The following is a 26,168-nucleotide window of genomic DNA, read 5'->3' on the forward strand; positions in this document are numbered from 1 at the left end:
TTTCTTTATTGTACACAAAAAGACCCTACAAGATGACTTTTTTTCAAAGTGTCCATCTTGTAGGGTACAGTTTAGTATGCGAAGTCCTTTTTTGTATAATGCCTACTGGAATGTACTGCCTAGAGATATAGCAGCAAGTAATGGAGACTTATAGGAAGAGTATCAGGATTTCAGTGCAATATAAATGGATTTGGCACCATCTGTATCATACTTCTCATAATCCAACGTGTAAGCGCGATGTAGGCTGCCTTCTTCCTCCAGTTTCCAGATATTTTTCCAGGCTTTGATTACACCCTGTTCATCAGCTGCATCTACCGGAAATACTTGATAAGCTGCAGATTCGGATATTTCCAGCGCATCGCTGTCATCCTGCTGGCTTTCTACCGCGATCGTTAAGGAATAATCTCCTTTGTAATCATTATCATACTCATGATAAACACCATATACTGCTCCCTGCTGCTGTGCTATCTGCGGTTGGGATGCCTGCCATACTCCCATAATTTTCTCCAGCATTTGTTCATCTTTAAAATTATTTGTACGGGTACTTTGGATTTTTTGTAGTCTCATTCGTAATCTCCTCTGTGTATGAACTAGCATCATGATCGGTAAATAGTATGTAAATAATGCGTATGTCTATATTTCATAATGCTGTCATTATTATAGAACGAATGTTCTTTCATTTCAAATATTACCAAAAAAAGACCGAAACTGTGGAAGCAGGGTGCAGGGTAGATTAAAAAGCAGCTATGGAGAGTCGATGCTCCATAGCTGCTTTTTTAAACTTATATAGTCATACAGATTACGATGGCTGTACAACAATATACATTGCTGCAGCCCAACGCGCTCCTTATCCCTGTTTACAGTGTGATCGTGATTTTGTCGCCTTCTGCTGCAAAGACTGAGCCCTGTTCACCTGCAGATTGGGATGCTCCTTGTACAGAAGCAGCGTTCTCGATTCCGTGTAGTACAACAGACCAGTTGGTCAGTGTACCTGACGCCGATACTTCAATCGTTCCATTCTGGCGAACAGCTGTAACGTCAGCGGCATGGTCTCCACTGATCTGTACCAGACGAATCGCAGAGCTCTGTCCTTCTTCCAGTCCGTATATATGAAGTTCTACACCATCGGTATAGTCATAGTCCGGCTTGCTGTCTTCCAGACCCATAGCAATAATGCTACCCGGCTTCACCAGTACCGGCATATTCATATAATCATAGGTCTCATTGTACCAGCGTCCGCCCTGTACCACAGCATCAGTCAGCAGATTGGTCCATTGTCCTTCCGGTACATAGTAGGAAGCTGCGCCTTCAGCATTGAAGATCGGAGCAACCAGCAGGGAATCACCGAACATGTACTGACGATCCAGCATGTGGGTCGCAGGGTCTTGATAATAATCCAGCACCATCGGACGCATCATTGGTGTTCCCTGTTCGGAAGCAGTCACTGCTGCATCGAACAGATACGGCATCAAGCGGCATTTCAGCTTGGTAAATTTACGCAGGACATCGACCGATTCTTCATCGAACAACCATGGGACACGATAGGATTCATTACCATGCAGACGGCTGTGGGAAGATAGCATACCGAATTGTACCCAGCGTTTGTATACCGCAGGTGCTGCTGTCATCTCAAAGCCGGAGATATCGTGACTCCAGAAGCCGAATCCGGATACGCCGAGGGACAGACCACCGCGCAGCGATTCTGCCATCGATTCGAATGTGGATGAACAATCTCCACCCCAGTGAACAGGGAATTGTTGTCCGCCTACTGTTGCCGAACGGGCGAATAATGCTGCTTCATTTTTGCCCAGCGTTTCTTCGAGCAGTTCGAATACAACCTTGTTATACAGGAACGTATAATAGTTGTGCATTTTTACCGGATCGGATCCGTCATAATAGACAACATCAGTTGGAATCCGCTCGCCAAAGTCGGTTTTAAAGGAATCTACGCCCTGATCAACCAGTACTTTCAGCTTGCTCTTGTACCAATCTACAGCGGCTGGATTCGTAAAGTCTACCAGACCCATGCCTGCCTGCCATAGATCCCACTGCCACACGCTGCCATCTTTGCGTTTCACAAGATAGCCATTCTCCATGCCTTCGTCGAACAGATAGGATTTCTCGGCGATATACGGATTGATCCAGGCACAGATTTTAAGTCCTTTGTCTTTGAGGCGCTTCAGCATGCCTTCCGGATCGGGGAACATACGCTCATCCCATTTGAAATCACACCACTGGTATTCACGCATCCAGAAGCAGTCAAAATGGAATACGGATAATGGAAGGTCACGCTCTGCCATACCATCTACAAAATGATTAACTGTTGCTTCATCATAATCCGTTGTAAAAGAAGTCGTCAGCCACAGACCGAATGTCCATGCCGGTGGAAGTGCAGGCTTACCGGTCAGCGTCGTATAGTTATCCAGTACTTCCTTGGGATTGCTGCCACCGATAATAAAGTACTCCAGCGTCTCGCCTTCCACACTGAACTGTACTTTGGATACGTTCTCGGAAGCGATCTCGTAGGATACTTTTTCCGGATGATTCACGAATACGCCGTACCCTTTGCTGGACAGGTAGAATGGAATATTCTTGTATGCCTGCTCACTGCTTGTACCGCCATCTTCGTTCCAGATATCTACGGTCTGCCCGTTCTTCACAAACGGAGTAAAGCGCTCGCCGAGTCCATAAATATACTCGCCTACACCCAGCTCCAGCTGTTCGCGGAAAAAGATGCTATCTTCCGGTCCGTTGATATATCCGGGTCCTTTATGTACACTACCGGTCAAATGACGATCGTTATAATCAAAGCTGATATTCCAGCCTGTATTCTTGGTAACGGTAGCTTTCAGTTCACCACTTTGCACAGTCAGCGCCTGCTCGTCATCCTGAATCACCAGATTGTGATCCTGCTGGGCTAGTTCGAACTGTGGTGACAGATTGAGGCCCCCTTTATGATGATTGAACGTTACTTTGATTACATTGGGAATAGGCGAGCTCAGCGTAGCTTTGATCAGCGCGCCATTGAGGGTATCCCCTTTGCGTTCGATACGCTTGGTTGCTGCATAGAGAGTGACCTCGTTATCTTTGCGTACGATATCGCGGATATCGACAGGGTGCTGCATATGGTAGCCTTTGCGAATTTGCCAGTAACCATCTGTGAATTTCATGAGTATTTCCCTCCACTAAAATCTATATTTAGTAATCGATTGCTGATGAACACTTGTGTAATCTTGATCTATGTATAATAATATTGATTAAGAAAGCGCTTTTCTTCTTTTATTTTGACAAATAGTAGCAGTATTTTGATATTTTGTGATTGTACAACTGTGATGGACTGTCTACTTTATTCAGGTTGCTAACAAACAGGTATGGATAAGATACCTAGACAGATCAAGATATGAATGCAGCCGTAGATATGAGTAAAAATAGATATAGACTATAGAAACAGATGCAGACAGGAGGATGATCAATTGAACAGTTTCGAACCGATCCGGGATAAGCTAAAAGAAAACCGGATTCATGGCAGCCGCATGTATCCGGTAAGTGTATATTTTATGGATGATCTGCGGGAAGAGACTATTCTGGAATGCCATTGGCATGAGGAGCCCGAGTTTATACTCGTCACCGGCGGAAAAGCAATGTTCCAGATTGGCACACAGGCTTACGAAGTCAAAGCAGGCGAAGCTGTATTCGTTAACAGTGGCGAGATTCATACCGCTTATCAGATGGGTGCAGAATCCTGCAGCTTTGCAGCCACTGTATTTGGCATGTCCCTGCTTAACAGTCCCTCGTATGATACCGTACAGGCCAGCTATCTGGACCCTCTGCTCACGAGTAAGATTCAGCTGCCCGTTCATCTCACTCATGATCAGGAGTGGCAAGCAGAGATTCTCATATTGCTGCAGCAGATTATTCATATCAATGAGACACGCACTACTGCTTTTGAGCTGAAAACCAAAGCTTATCTGTATCTGATGATCTCGCTGATGATCGAAAATATGGATCAACAGCCTATTCCCTTTACAGCAGCCAGCGACAAAATCGAGCGCCTCAAGCTGGTACTGGGACATATACATCAGCAGTATCAGCAGCCGCTTCGGCTTCGTGATCTGGCGGAGCTGATTAATATGAGTGAAGGCCATTTCTGCCGCTTCTTCAAAAGTCTGACCCAAAAAAGTCCGGTCGATTATATTAATCGCTATCGTACCCAGCAAGCTTGCCGACTGCTGGAGACGACCGATCGCAAGATTGTGGATATCTCGCTCGAAGTAGGCTTTGACAGCCTCAGCTACTTTATATCGGTGTTTAAGCAGCATCGAGGATGCACGCCTTCACGATACCGCAAACAGGTGACTACAGCTACTCCTGCGCTGATTACAGAACTAATGGATGTTAACGGTTGAGTCATACTATTGAATCAAGCTGTCAGCTACCTGCTCCGGAATCGAATCTTTTCCCAATCGATGCAAAAAAGATTTCCAACGGGCACGGGACACCGGCTGGTAAAATAGATGTTCCAGCTCCTCGTACTGATTCTCATCGAGGGAGAGCCAGATTGCTTTGCTGGCGATTTTGGCACAGTGCTGATGCCGGATACGGGAACCTCCTGTTTTGCAGCGAACAGGAATCCGGAATTGCAGCAGTTTCTCTATATTGTCCCAGCCTGTCCAGCTGAATCTGCCGTCATGCTGAAAATCAATGGCATGAAGCGTATACCTGTGATCTGTCCTGGCTATGCACTCGACGATCAGCCACTGCTGCAGCATGATTTTCGCCTGTTGTCTTTGGTTCATAGGTCTATCCTCTTTTCTATTATGTGGATATTTCTAATTCTCCTTCGGATAGCGAGTACGCCTATTCCATCCTGTATACAAAGAGAGAGAAAGATGAATAATTCATCCTTCTCCCTCTTATTTTACAATTATGAAGCTGTATCACAAAAACATACTACTATTCTAACGGCATGACTGTATTTGTTCTAGATTGTTCTGGATGCATTCTTATTCCATGTATGTCTAGTCAAGCACGATAATCCTGCAGTACATAACTCTCCGTACTCACATCTTCAATCAGCGGCGTAGGTTCTTCGATCGCATACAGATACAGCAGATGCATTGCCCGCGTGCAGGCTGTATAAAACAGCTTGCGCTCGGCTTCACGATTATAGCGGTCACGGGAAGCATCATATAGAATAACTGCATCAAACTCCACACCTTTGGCGAGATAAGCAGGAATAATGATCGTTCCCTTTTCAAATATCGGCGTGTTTTTGGTCATTTTACGCATGGTAATCTGATCTTTGAGCGCTTCATAGGCTTCGGTACATTCGCTCTCGGTCTTGCAGATAATCGCCGTGTACTGATATCCCTGCTGCTGCAAATGATGGATATTGCGCACAATATCCTGATGCATCTCTTCCCGGTCGTTATACAGTGAGACGACAGGCTTGTCTCCGCGACGATTGAAAGGAACAATATGCTCGCCGCCCGGAATCATTTGACGGGTAAAATCAACAATCTCGTAAGTGGAACGGTAGCTGCGAGTGAGACGGATCAGTTCGGTGTTCTCTTTGCCATACAGCTCAAGCAGCGGTTCTTCTTCATCAAATACCGAGTTATGGCTATAGATCGCCTGATTCAGGTCGCCCAGTGCCGTCATGCGCGCTCTTGGGAACAGACGCTTCATAAATTCCAGCTGGAACGGTGAGTAATCCTGCACTTCATCCACAATCATATGCTTGATGGACGTATTGGAACGGAATCCTTGCAGATGTTCCTTAAGATAGAGATACGGCGTTGCATCTTCGTATGCCAGTTCACCCTTTTGCATACGGCTGATCGTTTGTGGACCGAATTCATGCCAGCCTTCCGGCAGTGTACCGCCATTGACACGTGCAAACAGTTCTTCATCGGTAAACAGACGACGATACAGACCGCTCAGATCAATAAAGCGCAATCGTTTAACCCATTTGCGCAGCGGCTTCAACCAGTTATTCACAACCATGCGCGCAGCCATCTCCGCCTCCAGCTGGAAATCATCAAAGGAAATGGATTTATTCTTCTGCTTGCGGCGCATCATCGTGTAAGCACGATGATAATCATCCGTACTGAGCGTCTGAATCTGTTCTTCCACCCATGGTTCCTTGCGCTCACGGCGGCCAAAGTCATTCACTTCCTTGAGCAGCCAATCCCGCAGCAGTTCAATACGATTGCCCAGCTTCACTGCCGAATCGTAACTATAAAACTGATCCATCATCTGCTGTTTGGATACAATCTCGCTTCCCTGGAACCGAACAGCCCGGAAGCTCATCCCTTCATGCAGCAGCAGATCGGCATAACGACGAATCGTCTGGAAATAATCAGCCGAGGATTTGTAGCGAATCCCCTGTACACGTGCCGGGTGTCCATCATCCTCCGACCATGCCAGTAAATATTCCATCTGTGAGAAAATATCTTCCAGATCAAATTCATGTCCGATTCGCACTTCCAGATACGCCTGGAATGTAGTCTGCAGCATATTTTCTTCGCCCAGCTCTGGTAGAACCGTCGATACATAGCTGTTAAACATCGAGTTTGGAGAGAACAATACCATTTGATCGGCGCGCAGACTTTCACGATAGCGATACAGCAGATAGGCAACCCGCTGCAACGCTGCTGAAGTCTTGCCGCTGCCAGCTGCTCCCTGCACGATCAGCATGCGGCTGCGATCATTCCGGATAACGCTGTTTTGCTCTTTTTGAATTGTAGCTACGATATTTTTCATCTGGTTATCGGCCGTATGACTGAGTACCTGCTGCAGCAGTTCATCCCCGATCGTTACACCGGTATCAAACAGTACCTTGATATTGGCATCACGGATTACGAATTGACGCTTCAGTTCCATCTCGCCTTCGATAGCGCCTACCGGTGTACGGTAGGAAGCCGGCCCAGGCGCACCATCATAATACAGACTTGATACCGGCGCACGCCAGTCATAAATCAGGAAGTCCTCTTCATTCTCATCCAGAAACGATCCGATCCCCAAATAGATGCGATCTGCCGGACCCCCGTCCTTTTCCTTAAAATCGATCCGACCAAAATACGGCGAACTGGACAGACGACGCAGTTTGTCGAGTGTCAGGCTGGAACGACGGTGGCTCAGCTCCAGCTCGGACAATACCTGAGACTGTTGACGCAAACTCGTCGATGTCTCACCAACATCATCCTGTTCACTGAAGTTAATGGATACTTCATCCCAAAAATCTTTACGCATTCCGACTACATCGCCCCGGCTCTCACCGACCTGCTGCTCCAGCACACGGATTTTGCTATTAATCTTGTTTGTTACATCATTAACACGATCCTGCTCTAATTGCCAATCTTGATCTTCTATTGCCATGCCGCCATCCCCTTGTCTATGTCTGGTTATAAATCAGGTGTAAATCAGGCGTTCAAATTTATATTTGACATTTATATGAATGTGTGATATTATCATATTAAAATATGCTCATTTACAACACTCTGCCATTTTGCAGAGCATTTTTTATTTTACGACTTTCTTTTATAAATTGCAAATAGCAAAGCCGCACGACTGAATATACTCGGTCATGCGGCTTTTTTAGTTATCATGGCGCGGTTATTTGGTTAAAATAATCGGTTCGCCCTTGGTAATAATCAGGGTATGTTCATACTGGGCAACATAGCTGCCATCATCGGTTTTGAGCGTCCAGCCATCGCTTCCTTCGTATACTTCTTCTGCCTTGGTAGACACGAATGGTTCAAAAGCGATAACAGATCCTTCTTTCCACAGATCATTATCGGTAGGATCATAATAACTCAGAATGTACTCGGGCTCATCATGCAGCGATTTGCCAATTCCATGTCCGGTCAGATTGGTAATTACGGTAAAGCCCAGTTTGCGAGCTGTATTGTGGCTGGCTTTGCCGGCATTGCTGCGCTTGGAGCCTGCTTTGATCTTTTTGGCAGCTGCATCGAATGCCTGGATCGAGGCTTCGCATAGAGCAGTTAATCTTGGATCGCCTTTACCTACGACAAACGATACACCGGTATCGGCGAAATAGCCATCGAGTGAACCCGATACGTCCACATTCACCAGATCGCCTTCCTGAATAACACGTTCTCCCGGAATTCCGTGAGCCACTTCTTCATTAATACTGATACAGGTGTAACCCGGAAAGTCATACGTTACTTTCGGTGCAGATACAGCACCATATTGTTCGAATAACTCGGCAGCACGCAGATCCAGATCAATAGTACGTACACCCGGCTTCGCCATATTTTTCAATTCGTCACGAATAATCGCTACGACTTTGCCTACTTTTTTCAAACCTTCAATATCCTGTTCTGTTTTTGCAATCATGCTTAATCTCCTTTGCAATCAACATCAAGCAGCATTATAGCTACTGTATTCACTTTATTCAAACTCACATATCTTCTACTATACCTTATTATTCAAAAATTTGCACAGTGAACCATCTGCTCTTCTGTCCTTTGAATGATAAAATGCGCTACACATTTTTTGTTTTACGCCGTTTCAAAATTAAAAAGAACTTTCAGAATACAAATCTTCATCTCCATGAGTTAAAGTTTTGTATTTGAAAGCTCTTGTTTGAATTTGTTATGATCTACTGCTTTACTCCAATTGACATAAGGGAGTTTTGTGCAGTTATATAGATTACTATAATCTGCTATAGAAGCAACTCTTATGGCCAATCAAGCAACCATACTGCGGCAGGCTTCGGCGCAATGACGACACGCTTCCGCACAGCGCTGACAATGTTCATGATTATGCTTGCCACATTCTTGTGCACAATCTTCACAAATCTGTGCACATAACTCGCAAATTTGCTTCATATAAGGACTGTTCGATGTCATAGCTTTGACTGCAAGTTGGCAAATATCTGCACATTCCCGGTCCAGACGGATACATTCACGCATCATGGCAATATGTTCTTCTTCCAGACATGATGTATAGCAGTTGTTACATGCCTTGACGCATTCCATACACGCTTCTATACAACGCTGTCTTTCTTCTGTTGAGATCATTGTATCTCCTCCTGTTATGTTAGGCTAAGTGACTCTACTATCATTCTTAACCCAGAGGATACTCAATGAAAAGGAAAATACAGAATCAATCCATGTTTTTGATAATACGATCCACAAGACCCAGTGTAATCTCACGCTCTTCACGACTGAATCCGTTAAATACTTCTTCGATCGTCTGGGTAGCCTTGGCAGCCAGATCATCCAGAATACTGCGACAGTAATCCGTCAAATAGATCAGATTAGTACGCCGATCATCAGGATGAGGGACACGGGTAACCATACCGCGACGGATCATATTATCGATCAGTCTGGATACGCTAGGCTGATCCTTGCGGGATAACCGGGCGAGACGGTTCTGGGTCTGTCCATCTCTTTTCCACAGGTAGGAAATGAGTATCCATTGCTCATGGGTCACCGGATAGCCGGCATCCCTGAATTGCTGGTTTAAGCGATTGTTCGTCAGTCGTGAAGCGATTGCCAATTTGTAACCGATTGAATTTTCTAAAGCGTAAGGAACATTTGTTGTCATTCCCGTTTGTCTCCTTTGAACCGAATCCATAGTATTGCTGGTCCCGGAAGATTACTTCCAGGGCCAGGTTGGAAAAGTGCGTCGTGCAGGCTTGGATTTGGCGCCGTCCTGATCATCATCTGTATCACGGTGACTGGTGGACTCGAGATGATCAACGAGACGGTTCAGCCGCTCCAGTTGATAGCCATAATCATACATCACTGCAGCTACGATCGACAATCTCAGCACACCGCCAAAGTTCTCCTGGTAGCGTTCGATCATCGTATCGAGGAATTTGTCATTGGCTTCTTCGACTTCTTCTGCTTCACTATTATTATTTTTGATTTTATTATTCAGTTTGAGCAGGATGTGCTCATGGAATTTGATCAACTGTTCCAGATGGGCATCAAAGTATTCATCAATCTCCGGTGTTCGCTCCGCCTGAAAATAATGCTGTTCGATCGCCGTTAATACATCATTTCCCTTGCGCAGTGAGGTGACCATCTGTTTGTTGACGACCAGATGTCGCTGACGGCTAAGCGAAGCTTTTTTGAGCTTTTTGGACTCTTCTTCCATCAGATTGTATTTATCGGACAAGGATTGAATAGCCCCTTCCAATGCCCGTTTCTCTTCGCGGAAGACTGTTTCCTTGATTTCATCCGATACGGCTGTACGCAGCAGCAGGGATAAACGACTGAATGTCGTCTCGATCTGTGCCTTGAACTGTCCCAGCGGCTTGGGTGGAGCAACCAGTATATTAATCAGGAACGCTGATACAATCCCGATAATACTGAGGGTAAAGCGATTGACAGCGAACTGCCATTGTCCCTGACCGGATACTTCCATGACAGAAATGACTGTAACCAGCGTCAGACCGATCGTATCGCCCATATTCAGCCGCAGACAGATCATGATGACAACTATACACATCAGCCCGACCGCTATCGGTTCATTGGAAAATACCATTCCACCCAGCAGGGCAAGAATCGCTCCCAGTGTATTGGTCTGGATCTGGTCCAGGAAATAACGGAATGATCGATAGATAGATGGCTGCATAGCAAAAATAGCAGCGATAGCCGCGATAACGGGCGGCGTCAGATTAAGCCAGGAGCTAGCGTATAAAGCAAGCGTAACCGCAATTCCGGTTTTCAGCATGCGGGCTCCAAAATTCACGGATGTTCCTCCTTTGTTATTACAGTTAGTAGGATTGGGTTCTGGGATAGCAAATGCAGATTATAGTATATTACCCGTATGTGTGCCTGTATAATGCAGGAGGATTTATTTTTTGCCGCGCAGCATCCGCAGCAGATGTTCGCGGTAGCGAAGCATAACCCATTTGATTACGACATAAATAATAATGCCAAAAATCAGACTGTTTACCGCAGCACCTACGCCAAAGTCAATACCCGCATCCCGCCAGCGATGGGCATGATGAATCGGCTGCATATAATCTTCGGGCCAATCCGGAATCCGTACATTGGGCATGTGGGAAGGCAGACTGGCCGACTTCCAGAGTGTCACCAGAAAATGTCCGGTATGATAATTCATAAAAAAGGTAAGCGGCCAGATAAAGGAATCAAGTGATGCTGCAAAGATAGCGGCCGGCAAAGCACCTTTAAACAGCCTGTTTAATCCAAGCGACAACAGCGGACCGACCCCTAGAAGCGGGTACCAGCTGGGGACGAGTCCTACTGCAAATCCTACCGCTACCTGATGCGCTCCCTTTCGAAGTCGAAGGAGCCGGATTGTGTTTAGCTTAAGATAGCGTCCAATACGTATTTTTCTCATTGCTGGTCTCCATGGTATGACCTCTAATTCCAGTACAGTTTATTGTAACTTGTTCTATTACGCTTGAAAAGCTTGGTGTCTATATTGTCACCAAAACACAAAAAAACGCTTATACGTTATCAACGGTATAAAGCGTTTTTTTATGTAGATATTTATGTTACTTGACAATCATTTATTTGCATTACATATACTATGGCTTAAATAAAAGATCATTTTCACTTAACGTCCCGCAGTAGAAGTCTGCAGTAATTCATGCAGGCGATCCGGGTAGTCTGTAATAATGCCACTGACACCCATCCGAATCAGTTCGCGCATCTCGGCAGGATCATTTACCGTAAACGGATTGTACATCACACTCTGGTCGGCCGCCTGCTGTACCATACGGTCATTCATAAACTTGTAGTACGGATGCAGGGCAGTAGCTCCAATACTTCGCGCATATTTCCATGGCTCAAACAGATTCTCTCCATATAGAATCGCTGTCTGGATCTCCGGGGCGATGCGCTTGCAGATCACAAGCGAATAATGATTAAAGCTGGAGATCAGCACCCGCTGCGAGAGTCCACGCTTGCGAATCGCAGCAATAACTTTCTCTTCCATACCTTCATAAGGCTCCATATTGTTCTTCAATTCCACGTTAAGCATCATTCCTGTAGGTTCAATCCAGTCCAGCAGCTGCCCTAGTGTGGGAATACGTTCACCAGCAAATTCACTGCTGTACCATGATCCTGCATCCAGTTCGGTGATCTGGCGGTAAGTCAGATCCTTGATCTCTCCGGATTGTCCGGTTGTACGCTGTACGCTCTCATCATGAATCAGTACAAGACGTCCATCCTTGGTCATCTGTACATCCGTCTCGATACCTGTAGCTCCAAGCTCCAGGCTTTTTTTAAAAGCAGCCATCGTATTCTCCGGACAATAGCCCGAAGCTCCACGATGCGCATAGTTTACAATCGTATTCATTGTATAGGCTCCTTTCGGCCAGACGCGCTGCGTAGTAGAAATCTTGTATCCAAAATAAGGACTTTGACCATTATAATGTTCCAATATTCGGGGAATGTCAAATATCGTAGAACCCCTGTTTTTTATAATCTTATCCGCTCACTCTCTGGATTATATCTCTAGTGTAGATGACAAAAAGACCGTTCCCTCATAGGAGAACGGTCTTTGCTTATGAGGCTGACAGATAGCCTCATTCATTCAAAAAGTATGCTTTATTTAACGAGCGCTTTGTTGGCCAGAGTCTGGGTATCCGTCAGCATAGTTGCGATATCCATACCATAATGATTACCAAGCAGAACAACGAGCACATCATCATCCAGATTATACGTAAATCCTGTCGCATAACCAGTACCGCTGCCATTATGGTAGATGGTATGTTTGCCGGCTACATCCTTGATCAGGAACGCATAGCCGTATGGCTTGAGCTCCGAATATGGCGTGAACATCCGGTCGATCGTCTGCTCACTCAGAATCGTATGATTGGCAAAGGAACGATACCATTTCATCATATCATCCAGACTGGAGTAAAATGTTCCCGTACCCGATTGGGAAGCGTAATAGCCTGCCTCGGTCCATTCGTCGGTAGCTTTGTCTTTAACATAACCTTTGATCGTTTTGGATTCTGGTGTCGCTTCGCCAGTATCCTTCATATTCAGCGGATCGAGGAAAGTATGCTGGATATATTGTCCGTAGGTCTCGCCGGACACTTGCTCTACAATATAAGCGAGCAGTACATATCCCTGATTACTATAGTTAAACGTCGTACCCGGCTCAAAACGCAGCGGTTTGGTCTTGATCTCATTCACCGTATCCTGCAGCGTTACACCTTCGCCGCGGGTAAAGTTGGAGTTGAATCCAGCTGTATGCGACAACAGCATATGAATAGTCATCTCGTCACCACGCGGGAAATCCGGGATGTACTTGGTCAGCTTGTCATCAAGGTTGATTTTGCCTTGTTCAACCAGCTTCATGATCGAAGAAGCGGTAAAGGATTTGCTCAGTGAAGCAATCCGGGAAATGCCGTTCGGATCAGTTGTACTTTGCCCGCCGGATAGTCCGTATCCTTTTTTCAGCACCACTTTGCCTTTATAGGCAACCAGTGCCAGACCGGAATAGCCCTGTTTTTGCAAATAGTCATCTACTGTCTTCGCAGAGCTGCTCATCACTGTTGCCTGATCCGGCGTCAGATTGATCGTTGCCAGTTCCGGTGTAGAATTCAGGGTGAGCTTGGCTTTGAAAGCATCTGCCAGAAAACGTGCAGGTACCATCATCGTTCCGTTCACGTTCCGGGATGGTTCCGGCATTTGTATCGTATATCCGTCCAATGTGATCACTGCTGTATTCGGTGTATGTACAATGGTATCTCCATTGCTGTACATCACTACCGAACGGGTCGGTGCATCCCAGGTAGCTTTTGCTCCGAGTGCACTGGCTGCTTCACGCAGCGGTACCATAGTTGTGCCATTCATTACGAATGGTGCTGTCGACCAGTTGATTTCCTGACCGGCTATCGTAATAACAGCAGGCTTTTCACTGGCTGCCGCTTGTACCTGCGGCATAGAGTATGAAGCTGATCCGATCGATACGGTTAATGCGCCGACAACAGCCAGCTTGGTAATCATCGCAAGCTTGTTGCCTTTTGATTTGAATAACATAATGATAAAATCCTCCCGAGTCCAAAGTAGCATTATTCTTATGCTCATGCAGCCGATAAATGCAGCACTATCTATTATAGAGGTCGAAGCTTAACGGAATCAAGGCAATACTGCAATCTATCGCTTGTTTCCGTACTGTCTTTTTATATGATTCAGACAGCTGCTTCTATTCTGTTTTCTGTTAGTATGTACTCCTTTTCGCCTATAAAGTTGTGGTCTGGGATCGGGATTTTAATAGGAACCAATGATTTGCAACACTATTAGATATGAAAAAAGACATACCCGAGAATGCACGGTTATGCCTTTTATTGCTGTATCCATTGGACAAATCAGGCTAAGCCCCGTCTAATCAGATTGGCCGATACCGGTTCTCTGTCCAGCTCACGTGACCATACCGACATTTGACCTATATGATGAATCTCATGAGCGATAACATGGCGCATGACTTCTCCATATGTATATTGCTCGGGTCTGCCATCTTTGTCTACCGCGTGCAGTATATGCTGCTCCATATCCGGCTTCCATCCTGCCACATAATCGCTAATTTCCGGACGAAACCGTTTGGATAGAGTAATGATCTGTTCAAGCGAATCCACCGATTGGAATAATTCGCTTTGATCAGGTTTGCCTTGCAAATCACAGATCCAGCTATACTCTACATCGACAATATGAGTCAGTGTCTTCAGAATACTGCCTACTCCGCCTGTACGCTGCCGCTTCAGCTCTACTATAGACAATTCATTGCACCAGTCCAACCATTCCTGACGAACCTGCCAGTTATACCGAAACAACATTTCCATTGTCAGTATCCTCCTCATTCTTATTGTGCATATTTCATTATAAATAGTGGATAATTACCAATTAATAATCTGGTACATTCTGCGGATTATGGAGCTTACAGAAAATGATACAGATAGGTTTTCCCATCCATGCTGCGCTGGTCCGGATCATAGACAAGTGCATTGATCATCTGTTCGACAGTCAGAGTCATCATAAACTTTTGCAGCTCCCGCTGTGTATCAAACTGAAGTCGCAGCGCCTGATGCTGCCCATCCTGCAGCGCGATATCCCAGGTGAATGATTGTGACATGGATCGCCTCTCCTTTTTGGTAAATGATAGATAGGAATAAGCAGGGTATATTCTACCTTCATACCCATATTGTCTTATCCTGATCATCATTACCCGGGAAATGGAGAAACGATTATGTCATCATATCAGTAAAAGCGTAATATCCCTACGCCAGTTGCAAACAAACTATACCTCCAAACGGATTCCATATCGTGTAAACCCACCTGCTTCAGATACAATAACAGACAGTTGCGGATATTGGTCTACCCATACCTCAGCTGCCGCTGCGGAAGAGAATACGGCAATAATCGACGAATCAGGTCTGGTCTCCTGCACCTGATCTTCAAGTTGTACATTCGTACTATGTGATAAATATTGTTCCTGCGTTCCGAGGGTGATGCACCAATTATCATCTGCCTGCGGAGCGATCGTTTCATGCTGTCTGACATATGCTGTTACCACATCACGATTCTCTATTGGGGCATCGATTACGATTCGCTCCCCATCCGGATTGGCAAGAATCGTTGTATAGGCGCGATATTGATTGGTAACGATAATAAATTCCATATCATCCGTAACAGGAACCCCCTGATAGCACAAGTACCGGATTCGGTGATGATCCGGCTGCACAAGTTGTCCGGAAGCATCATAACGTGCCGGACAGGAAATATCGATCCGATAACTAATCCCATCAATCACATCAAAGTTAAATGGTGAAAAAGTCGGGTTAATCAATTCCTGCTCTGCTGCTCCATGTAGATCAATCGTATTAAATAAACCTGCGGACCATTCCAGCCATTCTTTTAGCTCATCGCCATTTAACCGTACTGCGCACAACGTATTGGCATAGCTGTAGATATCCGATATATGCTGTAATGTCAATTCTCCAGGTGAAATATCCGTATAATGGTCTGAACCGTAACGGCCGCCCGTTTTAAAAGCAGACGCAGCTGATAATAGTGGAATATCCGCATATTCCGTATTCATCAACATCGTACGCGTGTACCAGAGCTGGGCATCATTAATGATCTGTACAACCGGATTGTCCATAATCAGTGCAAAATAGCTGTATAGCGGTTCTGAAGTATATCCTACCGGTGTTCGGATATAAGCCAGTGTACGTTCATGTGCAGTTTGTGCAGCTTCCTGCAGCAGCCTATCTGCACCGGCATCTGTTAGATCAGCCACTACCGAACGAAGCATGCCATGCCCTTCTACCACACTCCATTTACCAGCCGTATGCTGCAGTTCCAGATCAATAATACCCAGATGGCTGCCCCATACTCCCGGTTCTACGGCAGGCACATCATGGATTGTACCCTTTTCCAGATTCACCCCAGGACGTCCGGCAAATTCCTCGCTTGGATACAGCTTGTGCGCATGTCCAAAAATGAGTGCATCCACACCATTGATCTGACTGAGCGGCAGAACTGCATTTTCCGAAATCGACGGATCATTCTCTTCGATATATCCGGTATGAGCGAGCAGTACGATAATATCAGCTCCTGCAGCTTGCAGCCGGGGAACCATGGCTTCTGTCGTCTCGACCATATCCTGTACACGCACGTGTCCTTCCAGATGTCCTTTATCCCAGTTCAGAATTTGCGTAGGAACCAGTCCGATAATACCAATATTCAGTATGGCCGATTCTCCACTCGCTCCCTTGAGTTCACGTGGCAGGATTAGATACGGCTGAAGCAGAGGCGCATCCGGCTGTTCGTCCGAGATCCGATATACATTGGCATTGGTATAGGGAAACTGCGCTTCATTCAGACATTGTTCCAGATAATCCAATCCATAATTGAATTCATGATTACCGACAGTGGCAGCATCGTACTGCAGCAGATTCATCAGTTCGATCATGGGATGCACGCCTGTACTATTGCGATTAGTATCCGTATCTGAACTGGCAGCAAATAATGCATCTGTTACCTGTTGCTCCTCTTGTTGGCTTGCTGGATGCTGCCAGAACAGGCTGGAGGCTGCATAATCACCAATCGGATTTCCCTGGATGATATCACCGTTATCCAGTAGCAGATGATTGGCTACCTCTTCGCGTGCCTGATGGATCAGCATCGCGGTGTGTGATAATCCCATTTCACCCGTGTCTGTATTTCGATAGTAATCGTAACCGGTTAGTGCCACATGCAGATCGGTTGTCGCCATTAGCCGAAGCTGGTAGCGTTCAGCTGAATCTGCCATATCCTCGTTATGATAATTGCCCTCTATATTCGCCTTGTTCCCTACTGATTCTTTCATAAATTAGGTAGTTCCCTTCTATACAATTGTTCATTGAAATCCCAAGATGTGCCTTTGCTGCAATTGCCGCAAGCATCCCGGACGCATTTCCGATTCACTCTATCACACCAATATTAGAACAGTGTAAATTCTGCATTTAACACTTCGGATTCATTTTACTTTTCAGTAACATAGATCGACACTGCGTTTGATCCTTGGCTGTTAATATTTCGTTTGTGACCTTATTCCCCGAATAAAAGTATGACGCGGGAACAGGCACAATAAAGTACATAATCACATCCTAGGGGGAAATCAAGTTGTTTAAAAAAGTATTCGCACTGGGCATGACTATTGCCCTGGCTGCTGGTCTGACGGCCTGTGGCACCAATAGTTCGTCATCCGCCAGTTCTGGTAATTCCGCAGGCAGCACCAGCTTTGTACCCAAGGAACTGAAAGTACAGTTCGTTCCTTCCCAGAATGCAGAGACCCTCGAAGCCAAAGCCAAACCGCTGGAAAAATTGCTCGGCGACAAACTGGGTATTCCGATAAAGGTTACCGTATCTCCGGATTACAACACAATCGTTGAAGCCATGGCTTCCAAGCAGGTCGATGTAGGATTCCTGCCTCCAAATGCTTATGTACTGGCACACGACAATCGTAAAGCAGCAGACCTGCTGCTGCAGGCACAGCGCTACGGTGTCAATGACGAGACCGGTCAACCGACAACCGACAAAGTCAATTTTTATAAAGCCATGATTATCGTCAAAAAAGACTCTCCTATCAAATCCCTCGCGGATCTGAAAGGCAAAAAAATGGGTTGGCAGGATGTAACGTCATCTGCAGGTTATGTATTCCCGGCCGCCGAGCTTAAAGCAGCCGGCGTTGATCCCGATACGGATGTACAGGGTGTAACCATCAAAGGTCATGACGCTGCTGTTATGGCTCTGTTGAACGGACAAGTCGATGCTGTCGCTATATTCCAGGATGCCCGTAACACTGTGAAAAAAGATGTACCGGACGTTTTCGAACAGACACGTGTACTGCATTTCACCGCTCCGATCCCGAATGATACGATCAGCGTACGTTCCGATATGGATCAAGCATGGCGCGACAAGATCAGTCAGGCATTTATCGATATTGGCAATGATCCTGAAGGTCAGAAAATCATCGAAGAAATCTACACTCATGTAGGTTACGAAAAAGGCGATGACAAAAACTTCGAGCCGGTACGCAAATACGCCGAAGCTGTAGGTCAGGCGACCAAGTAATTCATTAGACGAATCTTTCTGTACTTCTGTTATTTACTCATAAGTTCAAGTTATTTTACTGATCCGTGCATTCACACTTTAAGGCAGCACCGTCCTTATTTTGCGGACGGTGCTGTCTATTGTAATTTCCTAATAGAAAGTGGGTCTCCCATGATTGAATTCCATAATGTCTCCAAAGTCTATCCCAACGGTACCCGGGGGCTGAACAATATCAACCTGACTATCCATCAAGGCGAAATGGTCGTTATCGTCGGTCTGTCCGGCGCCGGCAAATCCACACTGCTACGCTCGATTAATCGACTGCATGATATTACCGAAGGCGATATCCAGATTAACGGACAATCGATCACCGAGGCATCCGGCAGTGGACTACGCCGGATTCGCCGCGGGATCGGTATGATCTTCCAGAGCTTCAATCTGGTCAAACGCTCTACCGTGCTGCGCAATGTATTATCCGGACGTGTCGGTCACCATTCTACACTTCGTACGGTACTCGGTATGTTCCCGGCTGAAGATACCGAACTGGCGATGGATGCACTGGAACGCGTCAATATCCGTGATAAAGCTTACAGCCGTGCAGATCAGCTGTCTGGTGGTCAGCAGCAGCGTGTCTCTATCGCCCGTGCGCTGGCGCAGCAGCCGCAGATTATTCTGGCGGATGAGCCAGTCGCTTCACTGGATCCGTTGACGACCCGCCAGGTTATGGATGATCTGCAGCGCATTAACCGGGATCTGAATATTACGACGATCATCAATCTGCATTTTATCGATCTGGCACGTCAGTATGCGACCCGGATTATCGGACTGCGGGCAGGCGAAGTCGTATTTGACGGTACACCGGAAGAAGCGACCGACGAAGTATTTTCCCATATTTACGGACGCTCTATTCATCGTGATGAAGTACTCGGTGATCATCCACCGGGTGAAGATATTGTGACGGTCATTCCGGATCCTGCTCCGGCTCGTACCGATGGAGTGAAATCATGAAGGCCGCTACTATCGAAGCTCCGCAGCGATACAAACGTTATCTGACCTGGATCTTTTTTGTCGTATTGATTGTTGTATGTGCGATTCAGACAGACGTCACTCCCTACCAGCTCATCGTCGGTCTCCCACAGATGGGGACACTGCTGGCCGAGATGGTGCCACCAGACTGGAGTTATCTGCCAACCATCTGGAAACCCATGGTCGAGACGATCCAGATAGCTCTGGTTGGTACGATGCTGGGCGGTATCCTGGCGATTCCGTTTGCGCTGCTCTGTGCGTATAATGTAATGCCCAACCGTACGGTATCCGTACCGGTTCGTCTGATTCTGAATCTGGTTCGTACGGTTCCCGATCTGCTGTTTGCAGCCATTTTTGTTGCGATTTTTGGGATTGGTCCTTTTGCCGGAATGCTGGCTATTATGTTCTTTTCGTTTGGATTGATTGCCAAGCTGACCTTTGAGGCCATTGAATCCATCGATCCGGGTCCGCTGGAAGCGATGACTGCTGTAGGTGCGAATAAAATCCAATTAATCGTCTTTGGCGTTCTTCCCCAGGCGATGCCTCATTATATGTCCTATCTGCTGTATGCTTTTGAAGTAAATGTCCGTGCCGCTTCCGTACTCGGTCTGGTCGGGGCAGGCGGGATTGGTCTGCTGCTGGATCGGTCGCTCGGATTGTTCCGGTATGACCGGGCAGCGATTATTATTTTACTGACACTGGTCATTGTGCTTGTGATTGACTATGGCAGTACGGTATTACGGAGGAAACTGCTATGAATACATTAACGACCAAACCGCTCTGGTATCGTATACGTCCCTGGGTGTGGATTATACTGCTGATTGCCATTTACCTGTGGGCATTTAATGGGCTGAATTTTGAAGGCGTCCAGTCTACTGCCAAAAGTGTATCCCTCTCCATCATCGACGGCTTTGCTCATCCGGACTGGGATTATGTCTATGATCCTGAAGGTGAAGATCTGCTGCGCGGACTGCTGGATACGCTGATCATTTCAATTCTCGGTACATTTGTATCTGCTTTTCTGTGTATCCCCTTTGCTTTCTGGGCTGCTGCCAATGTGAGTCGTCTGCGCGCCGTTTCAGGTACGGGTAAAGTAGTGCTGAGCGTTATTCGCGTATTTCCCGAGATGATTGTAGCCATTCTGTTTATCAAAGCAGTCGGTCCCGGTTCATTTGCCGGTGTACTGGCGCTGGGTGTCCATTCGATCGGTATGCTCGCCAAGTTGTACTCCGAATCGATTGAGACGATTGATCCGGGCCCTTCCGAAGCACTGACTGCCGCCGGAGCAAGTAAGCTGCAGGTACTATGGTTTGCTGTACTGCCGCAGGTCATTCCACAATTCTTGTCTTATTCACTATACCGTTTCGAAATTAACATGCGCTCGGCTACTACACTCGGTCTGGTCGGAGCGGGCGGGATCGGTACTCCACTGCTGTTTGCCCTACAAATGCGCAACTGGAACCGTGTTGGCGTGATACTGTTGGGAATTATTATTCTGGTAGTGCTGACGGATTTGATTTCCGGTTGGATTCGTAAACGCATTGTGTAAGCAAATGGTATCTTCCCTCTACAGATATCTGGAGATCCACAAAATAAAAAGGCTGCTTCCTTTCCCTGGTGGGCTTGGACAAGCAGCCTTTTTATCTTTATTCATGTATACTGAACGCTCGTTTATCTTATTTGCTCTTTAAATGGATGATCCGGATAGATAATGCTGCTCGGATCATCCAACATTTTAAAGGTAAGCGGCTGATGATACTTCTCCGTGCTGTCTATCGAAATCTCGTAGCCTTTATACTCTGCTCCTTCGTGAAGCTGCTGTTGCTGCAACTTGTAGCTTTTTCCCGAAGCATCCGTAAACGTGTCCATCGCTATAAAATTACGATCGTCATATGGATCTATTGAAGGATAAGTCAGTCCAATTCGGATTTTCTGTTTATCTGTATCTTTCGTAATAGACTTGATCCGTGTTCGGGTATCGGATGAATTAATAATTTTCTTTTGCCGGGTATCTATAGTTAATGTGAATGGTTCCGGCTGACTAAGTTTGATTCTGGCAAAATTTATCCACAATGATTGATCTTTTTCAAAATAAGTACTGGTGTAATAAGAAAGCAAATGTGTAGTATCGCCATCTTCATAGTAACTGCCATCTTCCTGCAAAAGCGGTATATGTCCCAAGCCATTAGGTTCATTAACCAGTAAATCTACTCCTACATCACTCAAATTTCTTCCACCATGAGGCTTCATTGTGTAATCAAGTTCGGTACGAAGCGGTGTCTGCCGAAGTTCACTCAATTGTACAGAATAATCCTGAAAAGCATACGTACGATGAAGTTGCTCTATACGCTCCATACCTTTATAACGAGAAGTATCTATTGCAAATGGCATACGAATATATTCAAAATCCGTTCCTGTACTGCCATTGGATACTTCAAGAGACAGTACCATCTTGGCCGGGATCTCATTTCCTTTTGTAAAATCGAAAACAAAAGCTCCTTGATTGACATTGTTGGTGCTGCCCGACATTGAGAAATTATTATAATAGCTGCCAATCACCATGCTCTGTTCGGTATTCATCAGAGCTGTCGAGACATTATTACCAATACGGATACGCTGATGGGTAGTATTCTCAATGGTATACAGTACAATGACACGCTGGCTGTCTGCTACAACACCATCCAGCTGTATTTTATAATTCCCTTGCGTTAACTTCTGATTAAGGGGCTGATACAATCCATGTTCTATCGCGGGCTGAAGCGTATAGCGAAACATATCCAGCCGATTCAGATCGCTCACATATTCAGGAACTTCGCCACTATTGATTTCTCTCATTACTTTCTCCGAAGCTTGTTCCTGGCCAACAACCGCTATTGTTCCTGCTCCAAGCAATATGATCAATGCGGCGGCAGCTCCCAATAACGGACCAAGCACTCGCTTGCGGTGAGACCTCCGTTGCTGATGTGCCTGATGAATGCCAGCACGAATGGCACTATCCAACCGTTGATCATCTATTTGTTCAGCTTGGCGCTTTATTTTTCCGGCGTGATTTTGCAGGTTCTGATCATTTTGTTCGTTCATGCCACAGTTCACCTCCGAGATACATTTTGTTCCGAATCTGCTTGAGTCCCTGATGAATCCAAGTTTTGATTGTTCCTTCAGATCGTTCCAATACGCGGGCAATCTCCGTTACGGTCATATCATCATAATATTTCAAGATGAGAACATGACGATAATTGGGCTTGAGCCGGTCCAGTGCTTTCTCCAGATCGAGTCGATCTTCTTCTTTCATTTCGGTAATCTGATCTGCCATATGATGTTCGGTCAAATGAATGCTGCGTTTGCGGCGCTTTAGTTCATCCATGCAGCAATGAATCAGAATGCGAATCAGCCATGGTATAAATGCACCGGGATCGCGCAACTTATGACATTTAATCAATCCTCGGCAGGTCATCTCCTGCAGCATTTCCAGAGCATCTCCTTCGCTGCGCATATAGCCGTAGGCAATACCATACAAACGACGGCGGTGCAGTGATACCAATCGGTAGTATGCTTCTTCATCTCCATTGCAGGCAGCGGCTGCCCATTCTTTCTCTTCCACAGGATACCCCTTTCCTATTGTCTGATGATGTTACTATGTACATGGATATGATTACTGCTACAGGACGCTTTTGTATATCGCTCTGTATATATAGGACTATTCAATGGCATAAAGCGTTTTTTATTTTTCCATATTAAAAAGGAAGCTGCTTCTACAGCTCCCCCAAATTCTTACTGTAATCAATCGTCTTCTTTATCCCCGCTTGACTGCTTTGAAAATAATAAAAGACGGCTTCCGCCACTCATTCACAAGCTTGGGCATCTTTTCGGTCGCGCCCGGGATCGGTTCAGGCTCGTTTACCTGCTCAATCTGCAATCCATGGCGAATCATACCATTGAGCAGAGTAGACAAAGTACGATGATATTTGATCACATCATCTACTACCCAGTGGGTATGGCGAATGCCTTCTTCTGCATAGTTATCCAATGCATAATACAGCCGCTTACCTTCATGATCCTCGATCCAGCCATCCATATCCAGCTTGGCAGTTGTTACCGGATGCTCTGTAGAAAATACCAGATATCCGCCCGGACGCAGCCAGCCTGCAATCCGGCTCATCAGTGCATCATAATCTTCCACATAATGAAAAGCGAGCGAGCTGACAATCAGATCAAAAGATGCCGGAGTAAAATCCAGCTCTTCCATCGGCCCATGAATATACTGCACCTGTGGATGCTCCGGTGCCTGGTTAAGCATTTTGGCTGAGATATCTGCACCCGTAACATGTGCTGCTCCCTGACCAATCATATAAGCAGCCAACTGACCGGAGCCGCATCCCATATCCAGTATCGTTTTGCCCTGAAGCTCGGGCAACATTCCCATTAGGGCAGGCTGTTCTACAAAGTCATTGTATGTAATCCCTGTATTGCGTAATCGCTGATAATATTCAAAAAACTCCGGGTTATCATAAATATTTTGACGCATATATACTCCTCCTTTACCAGTAGTCTAACCGGGAAATGATGGAATTTGTAGCTCAGGTCTGTTATTTTAAATGTACCTATCGTTAAGCGCAAGTATCCATTTACAAAAATACCAAGTTCATTATACAAGAGGTGAATGATCATGAAATCCCGATTAGCACGGTTAGCTGTTATGGGTGTTATCGCTATCATTGCATTAACATTCATTTACTATAGCGGTATCCAGAGAATCGAAGGCATTTATCAGGTGGTCGGTGTCACGGACAAAGGCATTATTATTCAGCGCGATGGCGAAGAGCATGATGTACGGACTACCCCTGATATGATGGCGCTGATTCAGATGGATCATTTCTACGATATACAATATGAGAAAAAGCCGCTTCAAGCGCCGACGCTTAACTATATCCGTCCCCAGCCCTCAGGCAGTTAAGCTGCCCAATTCTTCAGGCTTGAACATTTAGATCCAATCGGCATACATGTATCATAGTTATTTTCTATATAAATAAAGAGCCAACTTTATCCATGAAGTGGCTCTCACCATTTTTACTTACCAAAAGTGAAGTTATCCATACGTAGATAGAATCAGATAAGATCCAGCAACTTCACAAAAGTCTGCTCGTTAATTCCCACACGATTCATTATTTTTCGAAGCTCTGTTGCTGTCTGAGCGAAATAAATACTCTCTTCCTGATTGCCTTTATATTTTTTAATATCATAACTATTGCTCACCTGTGGATATAAATAATGTAGATCCTCCACTAGCACTTTATACATATCTGCTCTGGTAATGGAAGCATCCAACCTGCATTCTTCTACCAAGGTATGCATAGTGAGTTGAAGTGCTTGTTCATCATACGAAGGATGGGACAACAGATACTGCAGATCATATAGATCTTTGAATCTGGCTCTTACTATCGTCTGATGCAGCTTCCAGGCCACCTGAATACCCAGCGGCACAGTAGATGATAAATGGAAGCTGTCTCCCTGTAGTGGATAATACTCCAGTGGCACAGGCTGAACTACCATTTCCAAATTGAATGAGACGTCCAGTGGAATCTCATCATACCATTCATTCTCTGCTAGCTCTCCTGTCAAGGAATAGGCAATATCGGTGTTGACTGTCGGAAAGTCATCCGCCATCGCATAGTCAATACTTCTCCAAAATGCATTTTTTCGGAAGCTTCGGAAAGTAACCCCGTCTCGCAGATCCAGCTCGGTTACCTGAATCATCCAATCCGTAAAAATCTGACGGGCCTGTTCAGGTTGTTCAATTTTCCCGCCATACAGGAAATCGATATCTTCCACATTACGGATATCACGGTTACTCAAATACTGTCTGGTGAGCAGACTTCCTTTTAAAATAAAAGGCATATCCACAAGCGCAGCTCTCCGCAGAAGACCCTCAATCGCAAGCAATTGTCGGATCTCATAATCCAGTTCTTCTACATTACCATTATTCATCATGCTTTCTCCTCCATTTGAATCCATCCCTTGTCTAGCTCTTCACGACTATCGTAGATACAAAGTTCATATTGTTCTTTGAGCATTTCAATCTCGTGAGTTTTTAGAATTTCTTTGATTCGGCTCACTCTCTCCCTAAATTTGGTGCTACTCTCGTAGTTGCGTACGGTGACAAATCTTATTTTGCCATTGGCATTCAGTGAGTTGCGGGAAATATGACCACCATCTGCTTCACATAACTGCTTGAGTTGTGCCAGATCTTCGGTATGTACTTTGCCATGCCATTCAAAATAAGGAGTAGAATAAGCAGTGACTGGATGATCAAAGTATCGATCATCTACAGGCGGAATCTCTACTTTGGTACGGACAATAGTAAATCCGCTCTGCTGAAATTGCATAGCGATCCGGTCTATGTCTTCACGTGCTTCCTGGAAGCTACTCCGCTCAACCCATCCAGTTACCATTGGCTGATTAATATAATTCCCATGATCCAGTACAATCATGACAGGCTTCACGCCCTGTGCATTGCAGGCGGCGATAAAGGCTTCCTTTTCTTCTATATTTAAATCGTTGACGGTCAAATGATATTCAAATTCCATAACT

At 45.6% G+C, this 26,168-nt stretch carries 25 protein-coding genes; 6 read left to right on the forward strand and 19 right to left on the reverse strand.

Going from position 1 to position 26,168, the window contains the following annotated elements; genetic code table 11:
* Positions 1–162 precede the first annotated feature (162 nt).
* Together WH46_RS00005 and yicI are read right to left on the reverse strand one after the other, a co-directional pair.
* Positions 163–567, reverse strand: coding sequence for a GyrI-like domain-containing protein (locus tag WH46_RS00005; protein ID WP_017813916.1), 405 nt, complete (start codon positions 565–567; stop codon positions 163–165).
* A gap of 290 nt (positions 568–857) precedes the next feature.
* Positions 858–3,170, reverse strand: coding sequence for an alpha-xylosidase (gene yicI, locus WH46_RS00010; RefSeq protein ID WP_017813915.1), 2,313 nt, complete (start codon positions 3,168–3,170; stop codon positions 858–860).
* Positions 3,171–3,473: 303 nt separating this feature from the next.
* On the opposite strand from yicI, the gene WH46_RS00015 reads away from it, so the two are divergent.
* On the forward strand, positions 3,474–4,406 hold the full coding sequence (locus WH46_RS00015) for an AraC family transcriptional regulator (protein ID WP_017813914.1): 933 nt from the start codon (positions 3,474–3,476) through the stop codon (positions 4,404–4,406).
* Positions 4,407–4,412: 6 nt separating this feature from the next.
* Here the strand turns inward: WH46_RS00015 and WH46_RS24185 are convergent, their stop codons facing one another.
* From WH46_RS24185 to WH46_RS00075, 12 genes are all read right to left on the reverse strand, one after another.
* Positions 4,413–4,796 (reverse strand): hypothetical protein, encoded by a 384-nt coding sequence (locus WH46_RS24185; RefSeq protein WP_017813913.1) that lies wholly within the window; start codon positions 4,794–4,796, stop codon positions 4,413–4,415.
* Positions 4,797–5,022: 226 nt separating this feature from the next.
* Positions 5,023–7,380 (reverse strand): RNA polymerase recycling motor HelD, encoded by a 2,358-nt coding sequence (gene helD / locus WH46_RS00025; RefSeq protein ID WP_017813912.1) that lies wholly within the window; start codon positions 7,378–7,380, stop codon positions 5,023–5,025.
* A 237-nt stretch (positions 7,381–7,617) separates the two neighbouring features.
* Positions 7,618–8,361, reverse strand: coding sequence for a type I methionyl aminopeptidase (gene map / locus WH46_RS00030; protein ID WP_017813911.1), 744 nt, complete (start codon positions 8,359–8,361; stop codon positions 7,618–7,620).
* Between the two features lie 353 nt (positions 8,362–8,714).
* Positions 8,715–9,047: a four-helix bundle copper-binding protein gene (locus WH46_RS00035; protein ID WP_046225288.1), complete on the reverse strand. Its 333-nt coding sequence runs from the start codon at positions 9,045–9,047 to the stop codon at positions 8,715–8,717.
* 85 nt (positions 9,048–9,132) lie between these two features.
* A complete protein-coding gene (locus tag WH46_RS00040; RefSeq protein ID WP_017813910.1) occupies positions 9,133–9,576 on the reverse strand; it encodes a MarR family winged helix-turn-helix transcriptional regulator in 444 nt (147 codons plus the stop codon).
* A 51-nt stretch (positions 9,577–9,627) separates the two neighbouring features.
* On the reverse strand, positions 9,628–10,728 hold the full coding sequence (locus WH46_RS00045; protein WP_017813909.1) for an FUSC family protein: 1,101 nt from the start codon (positions 10,726–10,728) through the stop codon (positions 9,628–9,630).
* 105 nt (positions 10,729–10,833) lie between these two features.
* The gene (locus tag WH46_RS00050; RefSeq protein WP_082208262.1) at positions 10,834–11,343 is read right to left on the reverse strand and encodes a DUF2062 domain-containing protein; all 510 of its coding nucleotides are present in this window, start codon (positions 11,341–11,343) and stop codon (positions 10,834–10,836) included.
* 219 nt (positions 11,344–11,562) lie between these two features.
* The gene (locus WH46_RS00055) at positions 11,563–12,306 is read right to left on the reverse strand and encodes a glycerophosphodiester phosphodiesterase (RefSeq protein ID WP_017813907.1); all 744 of its coding nucleotides are present in this window, start codon (positions 12,304–12,306) and stop codon (positions 11,563–11,565) included.
* Positions 12,307–12,557: 251 nt separating this feature from the next.
* Positions 12,558–14,000 (reverse strand): serine hydrolase domain-containing protein, encoded by a 1,443-nt coding sequence (locus WH46_RS00060; protein ID WP_046225290.1) that lies wholly within the window; start codon positions 13,998–14,000, stop codon positions 12,558–12,560.
* Between the two features lie 329 nt (positions 14,001–14,329).
* Positions 14,330–14,800, reverse strand: a complete 471-nt coding sequence (locus WH46_RS00065; protein WP_046225291.1) for a DinB family protein — start codon at positions 14,798–14,800, stop codon at positions 14,330–14,332.
* A 95-nt stretch (positions 14,801–14,895) separates the two neighbouring features.
* Positions 14,896–15,090 (reverse strand): hypothetical protein, encoded by a 195-nt coding sequence (locus WH46_RS00070; RefSeq protein WP_017813904.1) that lies wholly within the window; start codon positions 15,088–15,090, stop codon positions 14,896–14,898.
* Positions 15,091–15,255: 165 nt separating this feature from the next.
* Positions 15,256–17,328, reverse strand: a complete 2,073-nt coding sequence (locus WH46_RS00075; protein WP_052714056.1) for a bifunctional 2',3'-cyclic-nucleotide 2'-phosphodiesterase/3'-nucleotidase — start codon at positions 17,326–17,328, stop codon at positions 15,256–15,258.
* A gap of 296 nt (positions 17,329–17,624) precedes the next feature.
* Between WH46_RS00075 and WH46_RS00080 the strand changes: the two genes are divergently transcribed.
* The 4 genes from WH46_RS00080 (at position 17,625) to phnE (WH46_RS00095) (ending at position 21,129) form a co-directional block, all read left to right on the forward strand.
* Positions 17,625–18,575 carry a phosphate/phosphite/phosphonate ABC transporter substrate-binding protein gene (locus tag WH46_RS00080; RefSeq protein WP_046225292.1) on the forward strand — a complete coding sequence of 317 codons (951 nt, stop codon included), beginning with the start codon at positions 17,625–17,627 and terminating at the stop codon, positions 18,573–18,575.
* Positions 18,576–18,725: 150 nt separating this feature from the next.
* Positions 18,726–19,562, forward strand: coding sequence for a phosphonate ABC transporter ATP-binding protein (phnC, locus tag WH46_RS00085; protein WP_017813901.1), 837 nt, complete (start codon positions 18,726–18,728; stop codon positions 19,560–19,562).
* The gene (gene phnE, locus WH46_RS00090) at positions 19,559–20,338 is read left to right on the forward strand and encodes a phosphonate ABC transporter, permease protein PhnE (protein WP_046225293.1); all 780 of its coding nucleotides are present in this window, start codon (positions 19,559–19,561) and stop codon (positions 20,336–20,338) included. The genes phnC and phnE (WH46_RS00090) overlap by 4 nt, the downstream gene beginning before the upstream one ends.
* Complete coding sequence (phnE, locus tag WH46_RS00095; RefSeq protein ID WP_046225294.1) at positions 20,335–21,129, forward strand: phosphonate ABC transporter, permease protein PhnE; 795 nt, start codon at positions 20,335–20,337, stop codon at positions 21,127–21,129. The genes phnE (WH46_RS00090) and phnE (WH46_RS00095) overlap by 4 nt, the downstream gene beginning before the upstream one ends.
* A gap of 122 nt (positions 21,130–21,251) precedes the next feature.
* Here the strand turns inward: phnE (WH46_RS00095) and WH46_RS00100 are convergent, their stop codons facing one another.
* The 3 genes from WH46_RS00100 to WH46_RS00110 form a co-directional block, all read right to left on the reverse strand.
* Positions 21,252–22,661, reverse strand: coding sequence for a DUF4179 domain-containing protein (locus WH46_RS00100; RefSeq protein WP_046225295.1), 1,410 nt, complete (start codon positions 22,659–22,661; stop codon positions 21,252–21,254).
* On the reverse strand, positions 22,645–23,181 hold the full coding sequence (locus WH46_RS00105; protein WP_046225296.1) for a sigma-70 family RNA polymerase sigma factor: 537 nt from the start codon (positions 23,179–23,181) through the stop codon (positions 22,645–22,647). Before WH46_RS00105 ends, WH46_RS00100 begins: the two co-directional genes overlap by 17 nt.
* 192 nt (positions 23,182–23,373) lie before the next feature.
* Complete coding sequence (locus tag WH46_RS00110; protein ID WP_046225297.1) at positions 23,374–24,105, reverse strand: class I SAM-dependent methyltransferase; 732 nt, start codon at positions 24,103–24,105, stop codon at positions 23,374–23,376.
* A 141-nt stretch (positions 24,106–24,246) separates the two neighbouring features.
* On the opposite strand from WH46_RS00110, the gene WH46_RS00115 reads away from it, so the two are divergent.
* Positions 24,247–24,534, forward strand: a complete 288-nt coding sequence (locus WH46_RS00115; protein WP_046225298.1) for a hypothetical protein — start codon at positions 24,247–24,249, stop codon at positions 24,532–24,534.
* A gap of 152 nt (positions 24,535–24,686) precedes the next feature.
* Here the strand turns inward: WH46_RS00115 and WH46_RS00120 are convergent, their stop codons facing one another.
* Positions 24,687–25,568 (reverse strand): nucleotidyl transferase AbiEii/AbiGii toxin family protein, encoded by an 882-nt coding sequence (locus WH46_RS00120; protein WP_046225299.1) that lies wholly within the window; start codon positions 25,566–25,568, stop codon positions 24,687–24,689.
* On the reverse strand, positions 25,565–26,164 hold the full coding sequence (locus WH46_RS00125; protein ID WP_046225300.1) for a hypothetical protein: 600 nt from the start codon (positions 26,162–26,164) through the stop codon (positions 25,565–25,567). Before WH46_RS00125 ends, WH46_RS00120 begins: the two co-directional genes overlap by 4 nt.
* Positions 26,165–26,168 lie beyond the last annotated feature (4 nt).

It is taken from the genome of Paenibacillus dauci (assembly GCF_000971985.1).
Lineage (GTDB): Bacteria > Bacillota > Bacilli > Paenibacillales > Paenibacillaceae > Saccharibacillus > Saccharibacillus dauci.

Coding starts and splice junctions, on each gene's coding strand:
- WH46_RS00060 (WP_046225290.1), bottom strand. CDS start 14,000: ATGTTATTCAAATCAAAAGGCAACAAGCTTGCGATGATTACCAAGCTG.
- phnE (WP_046225293.1), top strand. CDS start 19,559: ATGAAGGCCGCTACTATCGAAGCTCCGCAGCGATACAAACGTTATCTG.
- WH46_RS00120 (WP_046225299.1), bottom strand. CDS start 25,568: ATGATGAATAATGGTAATGTAGAAGAACTGGATTATGAGATCCGACAA.
- phnE (WP_046225294.1), top strand. CDS start 20,335: ATGAATACATTAACGACCAAACCGCTCTGGTATCGTATACGTCCCTGG.
- map (WP_017813911.1), bottom strand. CDS start 8,361: ATGATTGCAAAAACAGAACAGGATATTGAAGGTTTGAAAAAAGTAGGC.
- helD (WP_017813912.1), bottom strand. CDS start 7,380: ATGGCAATAGAAGATCAAGATTGGCAATTAGAGCAGGATCGTGTTAAT.
- WH46_RS00075 (WP_052714056.1), bottom strand. CDS start 17,328: ATGAAAGAATCAGTAGGGAACAAGGCGAATATAGAGGGCAATTATCAT.
- WH46_RS24185 (WP_017813913.1), bottom strand. CDS start 4,796: ATGAACCAAAGACAACAGGCGAAAATCATGCTGCAGCAGTGGCTGATC.
- WH46_RS00110 (WP_046225297.1), bottom strand. CDS start 24,105: ATGCGTCAAAATATTTATGATAACCCGGAGTTTTTTGAATATTATCAG.
- WH46_RS00065 (WP_046225291.1), bottom strand. CDS start 14,800: ATGGAAATGTTGTTTCGGTATAACTGGCAGGTTCGTCAGGAATGGTTG.
- WH46_RS00050 (WP_082208262.1), bottom strand. CDS start 11,343: ATGAGAAAAATACGTATTGGACGCTATCTTAAGCTAAACACAATCCGG.
- WH46_RS00100 (WP_046225295.1), bottom strand. CDS start 22,661: ATGAACGAACAAAATGATCAGAACCTGCAAAATCACGCCGGAAAAATA.
- WH46_RS00035 (WP_046225288.1), bottom strand. CDS start 9,047: ATGATCTCAACAGAAGAAAGACAGCGTTGTATAGAAGCGTGTATGGAA.
- WH46_RS00005 (WP_017813916.1), bottom strand. CDS start 567: ATGAGACTACAAAAAATCCAAAGTACCCGTACAAATAATTTTAAAGAT.
- WH46_RS00125 (WP_046225300.1), bottom strand. CDS start 26,164: ATGGAATTTGAATATCATTTGACCGTCAACGATTTAAATATAGAAGAA.
- WH46_RS00070 (WP_017813904.1), bottom strand. CDS start 15,090: ATGTCACAATCATTCACCTGGGATATCGCGCTGCAGGATGGGCAGCAT.
- WH46_RS00115 (WP_046225298.1), top strand. CDS start 24,247: ATGAAATCCCGATTAGCACGGTTAGCTGTTATGGGTGTTATCGCTATC.
- yicI (WP_017813915.1), bottom strand. CDS start 3,170: ATGAAATTCACAGATGGTTACTGGCAAATTCGCAAAGGCTACCATATG.
- WH46_RS00055 (WP_017813907.1), bottom strand. CDS start 12,306: ATGAATACGATTGTAAACTATGCGCATCGTGGAGCTTCGGGCTATTGT.
- phnC (WP_017813901.1), top strand. CDS start 18,726: ATGATTGAATTCCATAATGTCTCCAAAGTCTATCCCAACGGTACCCGG.
- WH46_RS00040 (WP_017813910.1), bottom strand. CDS start 9,576: ATGACAACAAATGTTCCTTACGCTTTAGAAAATTCAATCGGTTACAAA.